General features: G+C 67.3%; 18 protein-coding genes. 10 read left to right on the top strand and 8 right to left on the bottom strand.

What is annotated here, in order from left to right; all coding sequences use genetic code 11:
• Positions 1–44 precede the first annotated feature (44 nt).
• Positions 45–959, top strand: a complete 915-nt coding sequence (locus ACMGDH_RS00440; RefSeq protein WP_436825952.1) for an XdhC family protein — start codon at positions 45–47, stop codon at positions 957–959.
• Complete coding sequence (locus ACMGDH_RS00435; RefSeq protein WP_436825951.1) at positions 946–1,542, top strand: nucleotidyltransferase family protein; 597 nt, start codon at positions 946–948, stop codon at positions 1,540–1,542. Before ACMGDH_RS00440 ends, ACMGDH_RS00435 begins: the two co-directional genes overlap by 14 nt.
• A 42-nt stretch (positions 1,543–1,584) precedes the next feature.
• Here the strand turns inward: ACMGDH_RS00435 and ACMGDH_RS00430 are convergent, their stop codons facing one another.
• On the bottom strand, positions 1,585–2,538 hold the full coding sequence (locus ACMGDH_RS00430; RefSeq protein WP_436825950.1) for a hypothetical protein: 954 nt from the start codon (positions 2,536–2,538) through the stop codon (positions 1,585–1,587).
• A 258-nt stretch (positions 2,539–2,796) separates the two neighbouring features.
• Between ACMGDH_RS00430 and ACMGDH_RS00425 the strand changes: the two genes are divergently transcribed.
• Positions 2,797–3,957, top strand: a complete 1,161-nt coding sequence (locus tag ACMGDH_RS00425; RefSeq protein ID WP_436825949.1) for a Fic family protein — start codon at positions 2,797–2,799, stop codon at positions 3,955–3,957.
• 10 nt (positions 3,958–3,967) lie between these two features.
• Positions 3,968–4,123: a hypothetical protein gene (locus ACMGDH_RS00420; protein ID WP_436825948.1), complete on the top strand. Its 156-nt coding sequence runs from the start codon at positions 3,968–3,970 to the stop codon at positions 4,121–4,123.
• A 125-nt stretch (positions 4,124–4,248) separates the two neighbouring features.
• Here the strand turns inward: ACMGDH_RS00420 and ACMGDH_RS00415 are convergent, their stop codons facing one another.
• Positions 4,249–4,842 carry a DUF2199 domain-containing protein gene (locus ACMGDH_RS00415; protein ID WP_436825947.1) on the bottom strand — a complete coding sequence of 198 codons (594 nt, stop codon included), beginning with the start codon at positions 4,840–4,842 and terminating at the stop codon, positions 4,249–4,251.
• A gap of 47 nt (positions 4,843–4,889) precedes the next feature.
• Positions 4,890–6,785 carry a phosphomethylpyrimidine synthase ThiC gene (gene thiC, locus ACMGDH_RS00410; RefSeq protein ID WP_436825946.1) on the bottom strand — a complete coding sequence of 632 codons (1,896 nt, stop codon included), beginning with the start codon at positions 6,783–6,785 and terminating at the stop codon, positions 4,890–4,892.
• A 247-nt stretch (positions 6,786–7,032) separates the two neighbouring features.
• Here thiC and ACMGDH_RS00405 point away from each other — a divergent pair, with 247 nt between their 5' ends.
• Positions 7,033–9,294: a TonB-dependent receptor gene (locus tag ACMGDH_RS00405; RefSeq protein ID WP_436825945.1), complete on the top strand. Its 2,262-nt coding sequence runs from the start codon at positions 7,033–7,035 to the stop codon at positions 9,292–9,294.
• Positions 9,295–9,537: 243 nt separating this feature from the next.
• Here ACMGDH_RS00405 and ACMGDH_RS00400 read toward each other — a convergent pair whose 3' ends face one another.
• A complete protein-coding gene (locus tag ACMGDH_RS00400; RefSeq protein ID WP_436825944.1) occupies positions 9,538–10,143 on the bottom strand; it encodes a TetR/AcrR family transcriptional regulator in 606 nt (201 codons plus the stop codon).
• A 64-nt stretch (positions 10,144–10,207) separates the two neighbouring features.
• Here ACMGDH_RS00400 and ACMGDH_RS00395 point away from each other — a divergent pair, with 64 nt between their 5' ends.
• The 3 genes from ACMGDH_RS00395 (at position 10,208) to ACMGDH_RS00385 (ending at position 13,250) form a co-directional block, all read left to right on the top strand.
• Complete coding sequence (locus tag ACMGDH_RS00395; RefSeq protein WP_436825943.1) at positions 10,208–10,822, top strand: glutathione binding-like protein; 615 nt, start codon at positions 10,208–10,210, stop codon at positions 10,820–10,822.
• A 371-nt stretch (positions 10,823–11,193) separates the two neighbouring features.
• Positions 11,194–12,672 (top strand): phytoene desaturase, encoded by a 1,479-nt coding sequence (locus tag ACMGDH_RS00390; protein WP_436825942.1) that lies wholly within the window; start codon positions 11,194–11,196, stop codon positions 12,670–12,672.
• On the top strand, positions 12,669–13,250 hold the full coding sequence (locus tag ACMGDH_RS00385) for an LOG family protein (protein ID WP_436825941.1): 582 nt from the start codon (positions 12,669–12,671) through the stop codon (positions 13,248–13,250). The genes ACMGDH_RS00390 and ACMGDH_RS00385 overlap by 4 nt, the downstream gene beginning before the upstream one ends.
• Before the next feature lie 145 nt (positions 13,251–13,395).
• On the opposite strand, the gene ACMGDH_RS00380 is transcribed toward ACMGDH_RS00385, so the two are convergent.
• Positions 13,396–13,632 (bottom strand): hypothetical protein, encoded by a 237-nt coding sequence (locus tag ACMGDH_RS00380; protein WP_436825940.1) that lies wholly within the window; start codon positions 13,630–13,632, stop codon positions 13,396–13,398.
• Positions 13,633–13,726: 94 nt separating this feature from the next.
• Here ACMGDH_RS00380 and ACMGDH_RS00375 point away from each other — a divergent pair, with 94 nt between their 5' ends.
• On the top strand, positions 13,727–15,547 hold the full coding sequence (locus ACMGDH_RS00375) for an ABCB family ABC transporter ATP-binding protein/permease (RefSeq protein WP_436825939.1): 1,821 nt from the start codon (positions 13,727–13,729) through the stop codon (positions 15,545–15,547).
• Positions 15,548–15,605: 58 nt separating this feature from the next.
• On the opposite strand, the gene ACMGDH_RS00370 is transcribed toward ACMGDH_RS00375, so the two are convergent.
• Both ACMGDH_RS00370 and ACMGDH_RS00365 read right to left on the bottom strand, forming a co-directional pair.
• A complete protein-coding gene (locus tag ACMGDH_RS00370) occupies positions 15,606–15,845 on the bottom strand; it encodes a DUF2061 domain-containing protein (protein ID WP_436825938.1) in 240 nt (79 codons plus the stop codon).
• A gap of 99 nt (positions 15,846–15,944) precedes the next feature.
• Positions 15,945–16,217 carry a GNAT family N-acetyltransferase gene (locus tag ACMGDH_RS00365; RefSeq protein WP_436825937.1) on the bottom strand — a complete coding sequence of 91 codons (273 nt, stop codon included), beginning with the start codon at positions 16,215–16,217 and terminating at the stop codon, positions 15,945–15,947.
• A gap of 86 nt (positions 16,218–16,303) precedes the next feature.
• Here ACMGDH_RS00365 and ACMGDH_RS00360 point away from each other — a divergent pair, with 86 nt between their 5' ends.
• Entirely contained in the window at positions 16,304–17,227 is a 924-nt protein-coding gene (locus ACMGDH_RS00360) for an alpha/beta fold hydrolase (protein ID WP_436825936.1), read from the top strand.
• 125 nt (positions 17,228–17,352) lie between these two features.
• Here ACMGDH_RS00360 and ACMGDH_RS00355 read toward each other — a convergent pair whose 3' ends face one another.
• Positions 17,353–19,440, bottom strand: a complete 2,088-nt coding sequence (locus ACMGDH_RS00355) for a RelA/SpoT family protein (RefSeq protein ID WP_436825935.1) — start codon at positions 19,438–19,440, stop codon at positions 17,353–17,355.
• Between the last annotated feature and the right edge of the window lie 15 nt (positions 19,441–19,455).

Here is a 19,455-nt window from a genome sequence, read left to right as displayed (position 1 = left end):
TGATGCAGGCGTCTATGCACCACATGTGACGGAAACGAGACGCGATGTCGGACAATGATGCAGTGTTGGTGGCGGCGCGCGCCTGGAAGGGGGCGCCGATGGCGCTCGCGACGGTGGTCTCGACCTGGGGCTCGGCGCCGCGGCCGCGCGGGAGCCATTTGCTCGTGCATCAGGACGGGCGGTTCGAGGGCTCGGTCTCGGGCGGCTGTGTCGAGACCGACATATTGGCGACCGCCGCCGAGGTGATCGCCGGCGCGCCCGCTGTGGTGAAGCGCTACGGCGTCGCCGATGCCGCCGCCTGGGAAGTCGGGCTGCCGTGCGGCGGGGAGATCGCCGTGCTCGTCCAGCCGGTCTCGGCCGAGGGCTTCCACCCGCAGCTGTTCGAAGCGATCGCCGCCGCGCGGGAGGCAGGCACGCCGTTCGACGTGGCGACCGATCTGGCGAGCGGGCGCAGCGCGCCGGGAAGCGAAGGCGATTTCGTCAACCGCTACGATCCGCCGCGCCGGCTGGTGATCGTGGGTGCGGTGCAGATCGCCCAGGCGCTGGCGGGGCTTGCGCGCGAGATGGGTATCCGCACCCATGTGGTCGACCCGCGCGGCCGTTTCCTCACCAAGGAACGCTTCCCCGATGTGGCGCTCGACGACCGCTGGCCCGACGAAGCAATCGGAGCGCTGCGACCCGATCGGGCGACCGCGGTGGTGACGCTCAGCCACGATCCCAAGATCGACGATCCCGCGCTGATCGCCGCGCTCGCGCACCCGACAGGCTATGTCGCGGCGCTCGGCTCGCGCCGGAGCCATGCCGCGCGGCTGGAGCGGCTTGCCGCGGCGGGCGTTTCAGCCGACGCGCTGGCGCGGATCGAGGGACCCGCCGGGCTCGACATCGGCGCGATCGGCCCTGCCGAGATCGCCCTGTCGATCGCAGCATCGATGGTGAGGAGCTTTCATGATCGAGCCTGAACGCGTTGCGCTGATCCTGCTGGCGGCAGGCCGCTCGCGCCGCTTCAACGACGGCGACAAGCTCGCCGAGCCGTTCCTGGACAAGCCGCTGGCGTTCCATGTCGTGACGGCGCTGGAGAAGATTCCTTTCCTCGCGCGGATCGCCGTCGTCTCCGATACCGCGCTCGACTTCGCTGCGCTCGGCTATGAGGTGGTGCGCAATCCGGACCCGTCGCTCGGCCAGGCACGGTCGCTCTGCTACGGCGTGGAAGCCGCGCGAGAACACGGCGCAGATGCCGTGCTGGTGGCCTTGGCAGACATGCCGCGAGTGACGGCGGCGCACATCTACCGGATGTTCGAGGCGGCGGACGGGGCGGCGGCGGTCGTGGCGTCGAGCAACGGCAAGCACCCGACTCCGCCTGCATTGTTCGGCCGCGGCCGCTTCGACGCACTGCTCGCCCTCGAAGGCGACGAAGGTGCACGTGCGCTGATCCTCGGCGGCAAGCATGTCGTCACCAGCCCGGCGGAACTAGTGGACGTGGACACGCAGGAGGACCTTGCCGAGCTGCGCGAGCTCTATGGGCTGGAGACCGACGGGAAATAGAGGAGGCGATGCCGGGCCAAAGTTGACACTGGCTTGACACTGTCACGTGCCTTGCCGGCGGCGGGTGCGCGGGCATGCGTTGCTCGCCGGATCGAGATGATAGCACAGGTCCGCGAACTCCTCCTCGGTCAGGTCGCCGCCGGCCTCCTGCTTCTTCAGCGCGGCGGCACCGCGCGCATCGCGCACCGCGGCTTCCTCCGCCGCGCGCTGGGCATCGGACCTGGGGGCACGCTGTTCGCCGAGAAAGCGCGGCAGGACGCCATCGGCCACATCGGCGAGAAGCAGCTCATGCGCCAGGGTCTCGGGATCGAGCAGCTGTTCGGGCGGCGCGGGCAGAGCGGGTTCCATCGCGCGGAGACGGTCTTCCAGAACAGGCGCGCCCGCCGGCTGGCGCTCGGCCGGCCCCTGCGGCCCGGCGCCGGGCGATCGGGCGCCGCCATAGCGTTCGGGCTTCAAGTGGCTGAGCAGCCATTTCAACAGGCCATTATCGTGGACCAGCCGGGTGGCGATCACGTCGCCCTCCGCGTTGAGCACTTCCTGCTCGGTGCCCTCGATCGCGCGTTCGAAGGTGAGATCCTCGATCAGGCCGCCGGCATGGTGGCGCGCCGCATCCCAGGCGCGCGCGAATGCCGCGCCATGCGGGCTGCGGCGCAGCTGATAGGCGCTCGCCCGCGACATACCGACCGTTCTCGCCGCGACATTGACCAAGCCGGTATCGGCGAGCGTCTCGATGAAGCGGCGCTGCTTCTCCTCGGTCCAGCCGTCGAGCCGCGGGCGGCGGCGGACCGGGACCCAGCGATAGTCGGCGGGATCATAGGGTTCGAGTGGCGCGCCGTCATCGCCGGGCGCGGGCGGCACCGCGAGCGCATTGGCGCTTTCGGGCGGCGGATCGGGCCGGGGCGCGCGATCGGGTGCGGGCGCCGGATCGGCAAGGGGGAAGGGATCGGCGGCACCAGCGGCGCGCGCGAAGGCTGCGGGGTCTGATCGCTTGCTCATCTACGAGCTTGGAGCAGACGAAATCCTACATTGGAAGGGGATTTGTACTTTGTTTGTTCTTTGATGATTCCGATTTGGCCCATCCGCGCATCGTGCCGTCCTCTTATTCAAGAGGGTCTTGAATTAGTCCACGAATGCGCCGTTAATTGAACTCAGAGTTGACTTAACCGCCACGCGGTCCTCTAACCAAAGCCAGCATTGCGTTAATGTGCGATGGGACGGCTAGTTCAGCTCAGCCTTAAGCGGATCAGACACGGCATGACCGAGAAAAGCCAGCGAGCAGGGCAATATGTGCGACAGCCGGCGCACTATGCCGCGTTTATCCCGGAACCGCTGCCGCCAGAGCCGCCGATCGTGTGGGACGATGAACTCCACACGCTCCTCTCCCGCGCGGACCGCGCCCTAGGACGGCTTGATGGATCGATCCAGACGCTGCCGGACGCCGATCTGTTCGTCTTCATGTATGTCCGCAAGGAAGCGGTGCTTTCGAGTCAGATCGAAGGCACCCAATCCTCGCTTAACGACGTGCTGGAAGCCGAGGCTGCAATCAACGACGCGCGCCATCCAAGCGATGTCGATGAGGTGCTGAACTATGTCGATGCGATGAACCATGGATTGGCGCGGCTTGGCGAACTGCCGGTGTCCGTGCGGCTGATCCGGGAAATTCACCACCGCCTGCTGAACGGCGTGCGCGGCAATCAGGCGAATCCGGGAGAGCTCCGGCGGAGCCAGAACTGGATCGGGCCGGGCGGTTCAACCCTGAACGAAGCGACCTTCGTCCCGCCGCCTCCGCAGGAGGTGGAACGACTGCTTTCCGACATGGAGAAATTCATCCATGCGGCCGACCGGATTCCGCCCCTGGTGAAGATCGGACTGATCCATGCGCAGTTCGAGACGATCCATCCGTTCCTGGACGGCAATGGGCGTGTCGGGCGGCTGCTGATCACCTTCCTGCTGTGCGAGGCGGAAATCCTGATCAAGCCGGTTCTCTATCTGTCCCATTATTTCAAGCTCCACCGCGCACGCTATTATGAGCTGCTGCAGGCCGTGCGCGACCGGGGCGAGTGGGAAGAATGGATCAAGTTCTTTCTGGAAGGCGTCGCGGCGGTGAGCCTGGAGGCCACCGAGACCGCGCGGGCGATCGTGGCGCGGCGGGAGCGAGACCGCAAGCTGATTACGGACGGCTTCGGGCGAAGCGCCGGCAGCGGATTGCGGATATTGGAATCGCTTTATCGGACACCGTTCATCAGCGTCACCCAGGCAGCTGAGCGGCTGGGAATTACCTTTCAAGCGGCCAGCAGTCTCATTCGCCGCTTCGTGGATGAAGACCTGCTGGTGGAGGTCACCGGGCAGGAGCGGTATCGGGTGTATCAATATGCGCCTTACGTGCGGCTGTTTTCCGACCCCGGGCGCGGATAGCGATGGTGTGATGAAGTGCCGGCTGATGCCGCGGATCATCGACCTGGCGTTCGAGCGACCGGTGCGCTCGATCACGGATTTCGCCGAGGTGCTGGGGGTAACCTGTGGCGCGGCGAACAATATCGCCGAGCTGGTCGCGCAGGGCGTGGCGGAGAGGGGGAGCTGACCTCTCAATCATGCTCACTACCCCCCGTCCCCATATACAGCTCGCTCCCCGTCTCCTTGAACACCTTGCTGATCTCTTCCATGCCTTTGAGCGCGGCGGCCTTGCTGGCGGCGGTTTCCGCGCCGTTATTCCACCGGAGCATGCCCGTAAAAGCGCAGGATTTCGATTAGGCGATCGATATCGATGCCTTCTTCCTGATCGATCGCCAGTGGATGGGCTTCGTCCATGATCCGGAGCGTGGGGCGCTGCCGATCCGGCTGGGGATAGACGTACACGCTCTGCGGCTCGGTGCCGATATAGGTCTCCAGTGTATTGCAGAGCCAGCCGGTCCACGGGCCCCAGTCGGGATAGGCGCCGTCGTCGAAGCCCTCGAGATATTTGTCGAAATTCTCTCGCGAGAGCGTGGACCAGCAACCGAAGCCGAACTTCTTGCTTAGGCCGTGGACCGGAATCTCCAGCACGGCGCGCACTAGGAAATGCTCGCTGCCGAGCACGCAGAAATCCTCGGATAGGAAATCGCCGTCAAGGCGGATGGCATCATTAGGCTCGCGCTCTTCGGCATGCGGCCAGGGATTTGGTGCGAATGCGGCAAGGTTCATGAGCCCGACATGGAGTTCGTCGCAAGTCGCGCAACGCCATGTGCCGGTCAGCCGCTCGGCGGGCGACTTCCGGCGCCGGAACCAGCTCACGCTGCCACCGACCGGGAAATCTCCCCGCACTTCTCATCAACCAACTGGCGCATCTGAACCACCCCCGGGATGATCGGTCAGTCGTGCTCCCTACCCCCAGCCCCCATATACAGCTCGCTCCCCGTTTCCTTGAACACCTTGCTCATCTCTTCCATGCCCTTGAGCGCGGCGGCCTTGCTGGCGGCGGCGGTTTCCGCGCCGGTGGGGCCGGTGGCTAGGAAGCCTTCCACCCCCTGATTTTGCTTCGACGCGAAGGCGCGGACTTCCTGGCTGATTTGCATCGAGCAGAATTTGGGGCCGCACATCGAGCAGAAATGGGCGGTCTTGGCGCCTTCCGCGGGGAGGGTCTGGTCGTGATATTCCTCGGCGGTGTCGGGATCGAGCGACAGGTTGAACTGGTCGCGCCAGCGGAACTCGAAACGCGCCTTTGACAGGGCGTTGTCGCGGACCTGCGCGGCGGGGTGCCCCTTGGCGAGATCGGCGGCGTGGGCGGCGAGCTTGTAGGTCACCACGCCGACCTTCACGTCGTCGCGATCCGGCAACCCAAGGTGCTCCTTGGGGGTGACGTAACAGAGCATCGCGGTGCCGTACCAGCCGATCATCGCGGCGCCGATGCCGCTGGTGATATGGTCGTAACCCGGCGCGATATCGGTGGTGAGCGGCCCCAATGTGTAGAAGGGCGCCTCGCCGCAGACCTCGAGCTGCTTGTCCATATTCTCCTTGATCTTGTGCATCGGCACATGGCCGGGGCCTTCGATCATCACCTGGACGTCCTGCTTCCACGCGCGGTGGGTGAGCTCGCCGAGCGTGTAGAGCTCGCTGAACTGGGCTTCGTCGTTTGCGTCGGCGATGCTGCCGGGGCGCAGGCCGTCGCCCAATGAATAGGCGATGTCGTAGGCCTTCATGATCTCGGTGATCTCGTCGAAGCGCTCGTAGAGGAAGCTCTCCTTGTGGTGGGCGAGGCACCATTTCGCCATGATCGATCCGCCGCGGCTGACGATGCCGGTGACGCGCTTCGCCGCCATCGGGATGTAGCCGAGGCGGACGCCGGCGTGGATGGTGAAATAGTCGACGCCCTGCTCGGCCTGCTCGATCAGCGTGTCGCGGAAGATCTCCCAGGTCAGGTCCTCGGCGACGCCGCCGACCTTTTCGAGCGCCTGATAGATGGGGACGGTGCCGATCGGGACGGGCGAGTTGCGCAGGATCCATTCGCGGGTGTCGTGGATGTTGCGGCCCGTCGAGAGGTCCATCACCGTGTCGGCGCCCCAGCGGATCGACCAGACGAGCTTGTCGACTTCCTGCGCGACGTTGGAAGCGACGGCGCTGTTGCCGATGTTGGCGTTGATCTTGACCAGGAAGTTGCGGCCGATCGCCATCGGCTCGGATTCGGGGTGGTTGATGTTGCTGGGGATGATCGCGCGGCCGCGGGCGACTTCATCACGGACGAATTCGGGCGTGACGTAATCGGGAATCGAGGCGCCGAAGGACTCGCCGTCGCGAACATACTCGGCGAGACGGGCGCGGCCGAGATTCTCGCGCTCGGCGACATATTCCATCTCGGGCGTGACGATGCCGCGGCGGGCATAGTGCATCTGGCTGACGTTGGCGCCGGGCCTGGCGCGGAGGACGCGCTTGCGGACGTTGGGGAAGGGCTGGACGCCGCCCGAACGGTCGGGCCCGAGCTGGCCGTTGTCCTCGGGGCGGACCTCGCGCTGGGCGACTTCCTCGACGTCGCCGCGGGCGCGAATCCAGGTCGAGCGGAGCTCGGGAAGGCCGGCCATGATGTCGATGCGGGCGTTGGGGTCGGTGTATGGGCCCGAGGTGTCGTAGACGCGGACCGGGGGCTCGCCCGAGGAGGGCTCGAGATCGATCTCGCGCATCGCGACCTTCAGCGGGCCGACGTGGATCTTGCGGCTGCCGCGGATCGGGCCGGTGGTGACCTGGAGTTCGGTTTTCGCAGGGATATCGGCCATTCGTCTCTACTCCTCATGCGGGAGCGGGGACGGTCCTTGGGTGTGGCCGCTCCACTCCCTACGCCGGTGTCAGCCGGATCAGGTTCGGCGGGTCGAGGGCTCCTGCCCTCCTCTCAAGCGCGGATCGGCGCTCCCCCGGGGATGGGCGAGTCTTAGGGCGTTGCGCGGCCGGTGGCAAATCATGCGTGAAGGCGATAAGCGCCGCGCTCGCGAACTGCCGGCGGGGGTCGGCCGAGGGAGGAATGACATGCGGGGCGCCGCGATGCTATCGGCCGGGGCGATGCTCTGGCTGCCCGCAGGGGCGACCGCGCAGACGGTTGGGACCGAGCCGGCGGAAACGGTGGAGCAGATCGTCGTCACCGCCGAGCGGCGGCCGAATGATCCGCAGCAGGTGCCGATCGCGCTGACTGCGATCTCGGGCGAGCGGCTGGCGCGCGACAATGCGCTCAACCTCGACCGGATCGGGCCGGGCGTTCCCAATCTGACGCTGACGCGCAACTTCGGGACGAGCTCGGGCGCGCTCGTGTTCCTGCGCGGGGTGGGCGAGGGGGATTCGATCTTCACCAACGATCCGCCGGTGGGAGTCTATGTCGACGACGTGCTGTTCGCGCGCTCGACCGGATCGATGTTCGACCTGCTCGACGTCGAGCGGATCGAAGTGCTGCGCGGGCCGCAGGGAACGCTCTACGGGCGGAACACCAGCGGCGGCGCGATCCGGCTGGTGACGCGCGATCCGGTGCTGGGCCGCGTCGAGGGCGCGGCGGACGCCACGGTCGGGAGCTACGGGCGCTTCGACGTGCGCGGGACGCTCAATGCGCCGCTGGGCGAGGATGTGGCGCTGCGCGTCTCGGCGCTCTCGCGCACCCAGGCCGGCTGGGGACGCAATCTAACCGACGGCGCGCGCGTCAACGACCAGGACGTGCAGGGCGGGCGCGCCAAGCTGCTGTGGCAGGCGGGCGCCGGGCTGCGGCTGCTCGCGACGATCGACTACAGCGACGAGGATTCGACGCCGCGCTTCCCGCAACGGTTCGCGCCCGATCCGGCGAACCCCGGGCGCTTCCTCAACCGCTTCGTCGAGCCGGAGGACGACATCGACAATTTCCGCTCGGCCGACACCGATCCGCTCAACGTCACGCGCAGCGGCGGGGCATCGCTGCGAGTCGACTATGACGCCGGGGGCGTGCAGCTCGCGTCGATCAGCGCCTATCGCGCGCTGCGATCGCGGATCGGCTTCGACCAGACCGCCAACCCGCCCGGCGAAGGCGCCAACGTGATCCTGCTCCAGGACCAGCGCCAGCACAGCTGGAGCCAGGAGGTGCAGGCGAGCGGGGACGCGCTTCGCGGACGGCTGGAGTTCGTGGCCGGCCTCTATCTGTTCGGTGAGCACAACGACCAGCTCACCGCGGTGAGCGGTGCGGTGCCTGCGGGGAGCCCCGAGGCGCGCTTCCGCACCGACGATTTCTTCGTGGCGCCGTCGCGCGCGGCTTCGGGGACGGGCAACTGGTCGCCCTATCTGCCGGCGCTCGACACGCGCAGCGTCTCGGCGTTCGGGACGCTGCGCTTCGCGGCGACGGACGCGCTTTCGCTCACCGCCGGGCTGCGCTGGACGCACGAGCGCAAAAGCTATTCGGTGCGCTTCCTGTCGGCGCCGGACGTCACTTACGTGTTGCCCGACGGGACCGTGGCGGCACGCACGATCGAGGCGAGCTGGGACGATCTCTCGCCGCGGATCGGCGCCGATTATCAGCTGGAGGGCGCGGGCTGGAGCGCGATGCTCTATGCCAGCCTCGCCAAGGGGTTCCGCAGCGGCAGCTTCGACGGGCGCGCGCGCAACGTGGATTTCGTGCTCAACCGCCAGGGGCCGATCGCGCCCGAGCGCGTGTGGAGCAGCGAGGCGGGCGTGAAGTCGGAATGGTTCGGGCGGCGGCTGCGCGTCAACGCGACCTATTTCGTCAACGACTATACCAACATCGCCTTCTCGGCCGCGCGCGCGAACACGACTCCGCCCGAGATCTTCCGCCAGAATGTCGGCGATGCGCGCATCCAGGGGCTCGAGCTGGAAGTGACGGCGCGGCCGCTGGCGGGCTTCGAGCTGGGCGGAACGCTGGGAACGCTCGACGACCGGCTGACGCGGCTGGCGGCGAGCCCGGGATGCACCGCATTCGTGCCCGACGAACGCGACCTCGACCTGCGCTTCACGCCCGATCTGCGCTATTCGGCGCGCGCCAGCCTGGAGCAGGGGCTGTTCGGCGGGCGGGTGCGGATCGGGGGCGAATGGAGCGGGGCCAGCCCCTATTTCATCGCGCTGTGCAACGAGCCGCAGCATCGGGTGGACAATGAGGAGGCAGTCAGCGCCGCGCTGGGGTTCGAGAGCGGGGACGGGGCCTGGGGGCTGACGCTATCGGCGACCAACCTCACCGACCGGCGCTACAACGGCGGCAGCGTGGGGACGATCGGCTATCCGGTCGCGCCGCGCCAGATCGACCTGACGCTGCGCCGGCGGTTCTGAGGGCGTGCCGGCGTTAGGCACCTGAAGCGAAGCTGGGCGCTCCTTAATCCTCCCCCCCGGGGGAGGTGGCGCCGAAGGTGCCGGAGGGGGAGGTAAGCGACATACCCCGCCGTCGTGATTCCTCCCCCTCCGTCAGGCTACGCCTGCCACCTCCCCCTGGCGGGGGAGGATTAGCCAAGTACCGCATCAGATCGCCTTTCCCGTTCGGAGAGTTGAATGGCGATCACATAATTCAGGCAGCCCTCACCGCGCGCCGACGATCAGTGCGGTCGTGTCCTTGGCGAGGCGGATCAGCGCGTCGCGGGGTTCGCCGGCGCGGGCGCGCACGCTGAGCGAATGGAGGAGCGAGGCGACGATCCGGGCGTGCGCGGCGGGGGCAGGGCTGCCGGCCTGGCGGAGGAGCGTCTCGACCTTTTCATCCTCCATCGCGAGGAAGCTTCGGAGCGCGGCCCGGATGTCGGGATCGGTGACGGCTTCGGTCGCGGCGGTGTTGATCATGATGCAGCCCGCGGGCCCGTCCTCGCCGGTGAGATAGCCTTCGATCGTATTGAGGAAGAGCGCCTTGAGCATCTGCTCGATCGGGTAATCCGCGGCGATCAGCGCGTCGAAGCGGCGTGCGGCCGCGTCGCGCGTGCGCGCCACCGCGGCGAGGTAGAGCGCCTTCTTGTCCCCGAAGGCGGCGTAGAGGCTGGGGCGGTTGACGCCGGTCGCCTCGGCCAGATCGTCGAGCGACGTGTTCGAGAAACCCTGGGTGCGGAAGCGCTCGAACGCTGCGCGCAGCACGGCGGCCTCGTCGAACTTGCGCGGGCGGCCGCGCGGACGCGGGGGTATTTTTGTGCGATCTTGCATAAAATTCCTTGACCGACTCATTTTTGTGCGGGATCGTAAGAAAATCAAGTGAGGGAGGTTCGTGATGAAGATCTATTTCCGGCCGCTCGCCTGCTCGCTCGCCGCGCGGATCGCGATCGAGGAAGCGGAGCTCGACGCCGAATATGTGCTGGTGCCCGACGACAAGCGGCTCGCCGACGGGCGGCATTTCACCGAGCTGAGCCCGATGGGCTATGTGCCCGCGCTCGAAACGCGCGGCGGACTGGTGCTGAGCGAAGGGCCCGCGGTGCTGAGCTACATCGCCGAGCTGGCGCCGGAGGATTCACTGTCCTTCACAGGCTTCTCCGACGCGCATTACCGGATGCTAGCGTGGCTCAACTTCACGAGCACCGAGCTGCACAAGGCCGTATTCGCGCCGCTGTTCAACCGCACGACCGGGCCGGAGGAGCGCGCCGCCGCGCTGGCGCGAGCGGCCAAGCCGTTCGGATTGCTGGAAGAGCATCTGAAGGACCGCGAGTTCCTGCAGGACCGCTTCACCGTCGCCGACGCCTATCTGCTCGCGGTGCTCAACTGGTGCGAGCACGTCGGCGTGCCGATCGCGGACTGGCCCGCGGTGCTCGGTTATCGCACCCGGCTGCGCCAGCGCCCATCGGTAGCGCGCGCGATGGCCGAGGAGATGCCGCTGCTCAAGGCGGCATAGGACCGACCTGAAGCCCCCCCTTTCAGGGGAGGGGTTTGGGGTGGGGACTGTCAATAAGGGCGCCGGTCTCGGTGAGAGACATGCCCCACCCCAACCCCTCCCCTGAAGGGGAGGGGCTTTCAAGCGAGATTTCCCGGGAGAAGGCCGCTTGCGGTCCTCTCCCACCACCCCTGCCCTCCCGCGGCGTGCGCTGCGGGAGGGTTTTTGTTGTATCGCAGCGAAGCGTTCCGCTAGGTCCGCTCCATGTCGGCCACGATCAACTGCGGCGCCGCCACCGCCGGCGGCAGGCTACACCGTTTCGATTACCGGCCGATCGAGTGCTTCCACACCGCATGCCCGACAACGGGCAGCGGGTCGCCAAGGGGGAAGAAGTGAAGCGCGCAGTAGTGATAGGCGCAGGGATGGGCGGGCTCGCGCTCGCGATCCGGCTGCAGTCGGCAGGGGTCGACACCACCATCATCGAGGCGCGCGACAAGCCCGGCGGCTGCGCCTATTTCTGGGAGCGCGACGGCTTCGTCTTCGACGGCGGGCCGACGATGATCACGGCTCCCGAGGCGTTCCGATCACTGTGGCGCATCTCCGGCCACGACATGGCCGAGGACGTGACGCTGCTGCCGGTGATGCCCTTCTATCGCCTCTCCTGGCTCGACGGGACACAGCTCGATTATTCGAACGACGACTTGGCGCTGGGCGCCGAGATCGCCCGGATCGATCCCGAGGACGTGGACGGCTATCACCGATTCCTCGCCTATTCGGAAGCGGCCTATCGCGAAGGCTATGAGAAGCTGGGCGCCGTCGTCATGCAGGACGCGGTGCAGATGTTGCGCGCCGCGCCGAGCCTGGCGCGGACCCGCGCCTGGCGATCGGTCTATTCGATCGTGTCGCGCTATGTGAAGAGCGACAAGCTGCGGCAGGCGCTGTCGTTCGGCACGCTGCTGGCGGGCGGCAATCCGATGCGGACGAGCGCGCTCTATGCGCTGATCCACAAGCTGGAGCGCGACAGCGGCATCTGGTTCCCCCAGGGCGGCGCCAACCGGCTGGTGGCGGGGATGGTGCGGCATTTCGAGCGGCTGGGCGGCGTGGTGCGGCTGGGCGATCCGGTCGCCGCGATCGACACGCTGGGCGATCGCGTGACCGGGGTACGGACCGAAGGCGGGTTCGCGCTCGAAGTCGACGCAGTGGCGAGCAACGCCGATGTAGTGCACAGCTATCGCACGCTGCTCAAGACCTCGCGCAGCGCGCAGCGCACCGCGACGCGGCTGGAGCACAAGCACTTCTCGCCGTCGGCCTTCCTGGTGCATTTCGGCGTGCGCGGGACCTTCCCCGACATCCCGCATCATTCGATGCTGTTCGGCCCGCGCTACGAGGGGCTGATCGAGGATATCTACGATCACGGCGTGCTGAGCGAGGACACGGCGATCTATCTCCATCATCCGAGCGCGACCGACCCTTCGGTGGCGCCGGAGGGGCATTCGACCTTCTACGCGCTCGCGCCGGTGCCGAACCTGAGCAAGTTCCCGGCCGACTGGACGCAGGTGGGGCCGGTGCTCGAGGAGCGGATCCTCTCCGAAGTCGCCCGGCGGCTGATTCCCGACCTCAAGGACCGTATCGTGACCAAATTCTCCTATGCGCCGCCCGATTTCGCACGCGACCTGCACGCCTATCAGGGCGCGTGCTTCAGCCTGGAGCCGACGCTGCCGCAGAGCGGCTGGTTCCGTGTGCGCAATTGCGACCGGGCGATCTCCAACCTGTTCTTCGTCGGGGCCGGAACCCATCCGGGCGCGGGCATCCCCGGCGTGGTGGCGGGCGCGCGGGCGACCGCGGCGCTGATGCTGGGGGAGACCCGGTGAAGCGCATCGCAGTCTATTGCGGATCGGCCTCGCCTGCCGATCCGGTGTATATCGAAGCTGCGCGCAACGTTGGCCGCGGGCTCGCCGAGCGCGGGATCGGGCTGGTCTATGGCGGCGGCCGGCTGGGGCTGATGGGCGCCGTCGCCGACAGCGCGCTCGCGGCGGGCGGCGAAGTGATCGGCGTGATCCCCCAGGCGCTGGTCAACGCCGAAGTGGCGCACCGCGACCTGACCGAGCTCCACGTCGTCGACACGATGCACGAGCGCAAGGCGCGCTTCACCGAACTCGCCGACGGCTTCCTCAACCTGCCCGGCGGCACCGGCACGATGGACGAGCTGTGGGAAGCGATGAGCTGGGCGCAGCTCGGCTATCACAGCGATCCGATCGGGCTGCTCAACGTGGCGGGCTATTACGACAAGCTCGTCGATTTCTGGGAGCATATGGGGACGGTGGGCTTCGTGCGGCCGCAGCACCGGAAGATGCTGCTGGTGGCGGATGACCTGGACGTGCTGCTGACGCTGATGGACGCGCATCAGCCCGCGGTGCCGATCATCCACATGAAGCGCGAGGATCTGTAAGGTGGCGATCCTCCCCCGCCAGGGGGAGGTGTCAGCCGCAGGCTGACGGAGGGGGCGGATGCCAGAACGTACCAGCCGGCGTGCTTCCGCCCCCTCCGTCGCGCTTCGCGCGCCACCTCCCCCTGGCGGGGGAGGATTGGGAAACCTATCCCTCGGTCCGCTTGTCCTTCGGCTCGACTTGCGCGGCTTGCTCGCCCTGGCGCTGGCAGGCGGCGCTGATCACGGGGAAGAGCAGGTCGGAATTGCGCTGGAGCGCGGACGGCATCGCCTGCTGGCACGCGGCGATCGAAGTGTAGCGGGGCGGTTCGAGCCGCGCCTGCTGGCACTGCGCGCCATCGTCGCTGCAGCCCATGATCGCGAGCACGTAGAGCACCTGGTCCATTATCCGTCCTTCCTCGAGAAAGAACGAACGGGCGCGGCCGCCGTTCCTGCCGAACGGTTGCATCCGCGCGCCCGGCGTACCAAATCGGGGCTTGATGCCTCCCGAAACTTCTGAGTCCTCCGCCGAGCGTCCGCTGCTCGGAACGATGAAACGGTTCCTGCCGTACCTCTGGCCGAAACATTCGCCGGGGCTGCGCGCGCGGATCGTGGTCGCGCTGGTCCTGGTGGTGATCTCGAAGCTGGTGCAGGTCTATGGTGCGCCCTTCGCGCTGCAGGGCGCGATCGACCGGATGGCGTCGGGCTCGCGCGACGCGGTGTGGCTCGTGGTGGCGCTGGTGACCGGCTATGCCGCGGCCCGGCTGGGCAGCGTGCTTTTCGACAATCTGCGCAACGCGGTGTTCGAGAAAGTGGGACAGGATGCGACGCGGCGGCTCGCTTCCGACGTGTTCCGCCACCTCCATCGGCTGAGCCTGCGCTTCCATCTGGAGCGCCGCACCGGGGCGATCACAAAGGTGGTCGAGCGCGGCACCAAGAGCATCGATACGATGCTCTATTTCCTGCTGTTCAACATCGCACCGACGATCCTGGAGCTGGCGCTGGTGCTGGGGATCTTCTGGACGCGCTACGGCGCCTGGCTGGTCGCGGGCACGCTAGTGATGGTGGTGGCGTACATCGCCTTCACGCGCTGGGTGACCGACTGGCGATCGAAGCTGCGCGAGCGGATGAACGACCTCGACACCGGCGCGGTGGCGCATGCGGTCGATTCGCTGCTCAACTTCGAGACGGTGAAATATTTCAACGCCGAGGCGCGCGAGAGCGAGCGCTACGATCGAGCGATGTCGTCCTATATGAAGGCGGCGGTGACCAGCGAGAATTCGCTCGCCTGGCTCAACATCGGCCAGGCGGTGATCACCAACGTCATGCTCGGCGCGGGCATGGCGCTGGTGGTGTTCGGCTGGTCGACCGGGCGCTTCTCGGCCGGCGACGTGGTGCTGGTCTCGACTCTGCTCAGCCAGCTGTTCCGCCCGCTCGACATGCTCGGCTGGGTCTATCGCACGATCCGTCAGGGCGTGATCGACATGGGCAGCATGTTCGACCTGCTCGACACCAATGCCGAAGTGAAGGACGCGCCCGACGCCCGCCCGCTCGAAGTCGCGCGCGGCCGCGTCCGCTTCGAGGGCGTGCACTTCGGCTACGACCCGGGCCGCGAGATATTGAAGGGGATCGACCTCGACATTCCGGCGGGCGCCACCGTGGCGGTGGTAGGGCCCTCGGGCGCGGGCAAGTCGACGCTCGCGCGGCTGATCTACCGCTTCTACGATGTCACCGGCGGACGGATCACGATCGACGGACAGGACATCCGCGAAGTGACCCAGGCGAGCCTGCGAGCGAGCATCGGGATCGTCCCGCAGGACACGGTGCTGTTCAACGACACGATCGGCTACAACATCGCCTATGGCCGCGAGGGCGCGACGCAGGACGAGATCGCCAACGCGGCGCGCGGCGCGGCGATCGCGGGGTTCATCCAGTCGCTGCCCGAGGGTTTCGACACGCGGGTGGGCGAGCGCGGCCTGAAGCTCTCGGGCGGCGAGAAGCAGCGCGTGGCGATCGCGCGGACCCTGGTCAAGAACCCGCCGATCCTGATCCTCGACGAAGCGACCAGCGCGCTCGACAGCCGCACGGAGGCCGACATCCAGGCTACGCTGGAGGCGATCGAGCAGGGGCGGACGACGATCGTGATCGCGCACCGGCTCTCCACGGTGGTGCACGCGGACCGGATCGTGGTGCTGGAGGCCGGGCGCGTCGCCGAGCAGGGCACGCATGCCGAGCTGCTGCGGAAGAACGGGCTCTACGCCGAGATGTGGATGCGCCAGGCGCAGGAGCGCGAGGAAGGCGAGGAAGTCGCGGCGGAGTAGGGCCGCCAGCGGAGGCCGCATTCCTTCGTTCGGTCGAGATCTCTTCGAGAAATCCCTTCTAGACGTGCGCTACGCCGCCGCGGACGAAGCTCTCCGCGTCCATCGGGGCTGCCGCGCGCCGGTCGACGCGCTTCCACGCCTGTTCGTGGAAGAAGAACGCGACGGCGTTGATGCACGGCTCGATCAGCGCGATTCCGCCCGCGAGAGTCAGGGATCCCGTGAAGGCATAGGCGACCGTGAAGCCCACCGTCAGGTGGATCGCGAGGTAGGTGAGGGTCTTCATCAGGTCGCGGGGCATCGGGGCTTCTCTCGCAGTCGAACGATCAGCCCGCGATATAAGCGAAGGCAAAATCGATCTGTAACGGCGAGTTGCGGCCTCAGTGATCGACAGCGCCGATCAGGCGAGCAGATCCTTCCACTCCAGGTGCCGGGCGATATAGGCCGCGACGAACGGGCATTGCGGGATCACCCGTAGCCCGCGGGCGCGAACCTGTTCCAGCGCGCCGGCGACGAGGCGGCTGCCGACGCCGTTGCCCTGCATCGACGATGGCACGACCGTGTGGGTGAAGGTGATCACATCGCCCTCCAGTTCATAGGCTGCGAAGGCGATGTGGCCCTGCTCCTCCAGCTCGAAGCGATGGCGTTCGATATTGTCGCGGATTTCGCTCATCGGGACTCCGGTGTTGCGGCGGCGCCGCGGTTGGCAAGCGCGGCGAACGCTATAAGCTCCGGCGCGGGTTGAGAAGGGAGGGGGCGATGCTGATCGCAGTGATGCTGGTAGCCGTGATCGCCGTGGGGCTGGCGGGCTGGTCCGCCTATATCGGGCGCAAGGCCGAGGAGATGGTGCCGTTCGACGGCCAATGCGCCGACCTGCCGGGTGCGCGGATCCATTATCTCGACATGGGGCCCGCGGACGCGCCGGCGATCGTGATGGTCCACGGGCTGATGGGCCAGATGCGCAACTTCTCGCATTCGCTGGCGGAGCGGCTGGCGACGGACCACCGGGTGATCCTCGTCGACCGGCCCGGCTGGGGCCATTCGGCGCTCTCGGGTCCGCGGCCTGGGATCGCCGCGCAGGGGGCGATCATCGCTGCGCTGATCGAGCGGCTCGAGCTGCAGAAGCCGCTGCTCGTCGGCCATTCGATGGGCGGTGCGGTGTCGCTGGCGCTGGGGCTCGACCGGCCCGAGCTGGTGCGCGGGCTCGCGCTGATCGCCCCGCTCAGCCAGGTGGTGACCCAAGTGCCAAGGCCCTTCGCCGGGCTGGTGGCGCCGCCGCTGCTCCGGCCACTGATCGCCTGGCTGCTCGCGGTGCCGCTCGGGATGGCCAGGGCAAAGGAGACCGCGGTGGCGGTGTTCGCACCCGATCCGGTGCCCGCCGACTTCCCGACGCGCGGCGGCGGCGCGCTCGCGCTTAGGCCCAAGAGTTATCTGGCGGGGTCGTTCGAGCTCGAGCATGCGCCGGGCGACTTGACGAAGCTCGTGGCGCGATATGGCGAGGTGCGGCTTCCGGTGGCGATCCTCTACGGACGGCAGGACAATGTGCTCGATCCCGAGCTCAACGGGACGAAGACCGCGGCCGAGATCCCGGGCGCGACGCTGGAGCTGATCGAGGGCGGGCACATGCTGCCTGTGACGCACGCCGAGGCAGTGGAGGCGTGGCTGCGGAGAGTGATGGGATAGGTTCTCAAACCCGTTTGCCCTGAGCTTGTCGAAGGGTGTTTTTCCACTTGCCGTTCGCTCGTGGAAGGTCGCCCTTCGACAAGCTCAGGGCGAACGAGTCTGAGGAGAACGGGCCTGGGAAGAAGTCACATCCGCTCGGCGGAGCTCACTGCATCGGCGGCGCGGAGCGCGGCGAGGAGGCGCATCAGGTGCGCGGCGTTGCGTACCTCAAGGTCGATCGTGTTGGTGTGGAAGGTGGTGTCGCGGTTGTCGAGGCGCAGGCCGAGGATGTTGGCCTTGTGCTGGCCGATCAGCGTCGCGATCGCGCCGAGCGCGCCGGGCTCGTTCTTCAGGGTAACCGCGATGCGGGCGATGCCGCCCTCGGCCTTGTCACCCCAGGTGAGGTCCACCCAGTCGTCCTCGTCGGTGTAGGCGAGCCCGGCGCAGTCAATGCGGTGGACGACGATCGGCTCGCCGGCGCGGCGCAGCCCGACGATCCGGTCGCCGGGAACCGGGCGGCAATCCTCGGCGAAGTCGAACGCGACGCCGGGGGTGAGCCCCTTGATGTCGATCGCCTGGCTCTGGGTGGGCGGCGCGCTTTCGGCGCCCTCGGCCGAGCCCGGCATCACCGCTTCCATCACCTGAACGTCGGTGAGCTTGCGGCGCGCGATCGCTTCCATCAGCGCTTCCTCGTCGGCGAGCTTGAGGCGCTTGAGCGCATCCTCCAGCGCGCTCTCGCCCGCGGGCGTGGGCAGGCGCTGGAGGATGTCGTCATAGAGCTTGCGGCCGAGCCGGACGGTCTCGTCGCGCTCCTTGTGGCGGATGTGGCGGCGGATCGCCGCGCGCGCCTTGCCGGTGATCGCGAAGTTGAGCCAGTTGGCCTGCGGCTCCTGCGCCTTGGAGCGCAGAATCTGGACCTGATCGCCCTGGGTGATCTCGGTACGAAGCGGCACGACGCGGCCGTTGATCTTGGCGCCCACCGCCTGATCGCCGAGATCGGTGTGGACCGCATAGGCGAAGTCGACCGGGGTCGCACCCTTGGGAAGCTGGATCAGCTCGCCTTTCGGCGTGAAGGCGAAGATCCGGTCCTGGTACATCGCCATCCGGGTATGCTCGAGCAGCTCCTCGGGGCTTTCGGCGTGTTCGAGGATCTCGATCAGGTCGCGGATCCAGCTCACCTGGGTGTCGGGCCGGACCGCATCCTGCTTGTAGGCCCAGTGCGCGGCGAGGCCGAATTCGGCCTGGGCGTGCATGTCGCGGGTGCGAATCTGCACTTCGATGCGCATGTTCTCGGCGTGGATCACGCTGGTGTGGAGCGAGCGATAGCCGTTGCGCTTGGGCGTGGAGATGTAATCCTTGAACCGCCCCGGCACCATCGGCCAGCGGCGGTGGATCACGCCTAGCGCACGATAGCATTCCTCTTCGGTATCGACGATCGCGCGGAAGGCCATCAGGTCCGAGAGCTGCTCGAGGCTCACATGGCGCTCGGACATCTTCTTCCAGATCGAATAGGGGTGCTTCTCGCGCCCGGTCACTTCTGCTTCGATGCCGTTGCGCCCGAGCAGCAGCTTGAGCCCCGATGCGATCTTGGCGATGCGGTCCTCACCCTCGATCTTGAGCGCGTCGAGCCGCTTGGTGATCGATTCATAGGCTTCGGGCTCGAGCTCGCGGAAGGCGAGCGTCTGCATCTCCTTCATGAACTCGTACATGCCGATCCGCTCGGCGAGCGGGGCATAGATGTCCATCGTCTCGCGCGCGATGCGGCGGCGCTTCTCCTCGTTCTTGATGTGGTGGAGCGTGCGCATGTTGTGCAGCCGGTCCGCGAGCTTGACCAGCAGCACGCGGATGTCGTCGGACATCGCCAGCAGGAATTTCCGCAGGTTCTCGGCGGCGCGCTCGCTCTCGGTCTGCGCCTCGATCTTGGAGAGCTTGGTGACGCCGTCGACCATCCGCGCGACATTATCGCCGAACAGCCGCTGGATCTCCTCGGGCGTGGCGACGGTATCCTCGATCGTGTCGTGGAGGATCGCCGTGGCGATCGTCTCCGCATCGAGATGCAGGTCGGTCAGGATGCCCGCGACTTCGATCGGATGGCTGAAATAGGGATCGCCCGAGGCGCGCTTCTGGGTGCCATGCGCATTGACCGAGAAGACATAGGCGCGGTTGAGCAGGGCCTCGTCGGCCTGGGGGTCGTAGGAAAGGACCCGGTCTACAAGTTCATATTGTCGCAGCACGGAGCTAAGATGGGG

Origin of the sequence: Sphingomonas radicis, assembly GCF_051400635.1 — a bacterium.
GTDB lineage: Bacteria > Pseudomonadota > Alphaproteobacteria > Sphingomonadales > Sphingomonadaceae > Sphingomonas.
The sequence above is the reverse complement of the archived record's forward strand: the minus strand, read 5'-3'. Positions and strand labels throughout refer to the sequence as shown.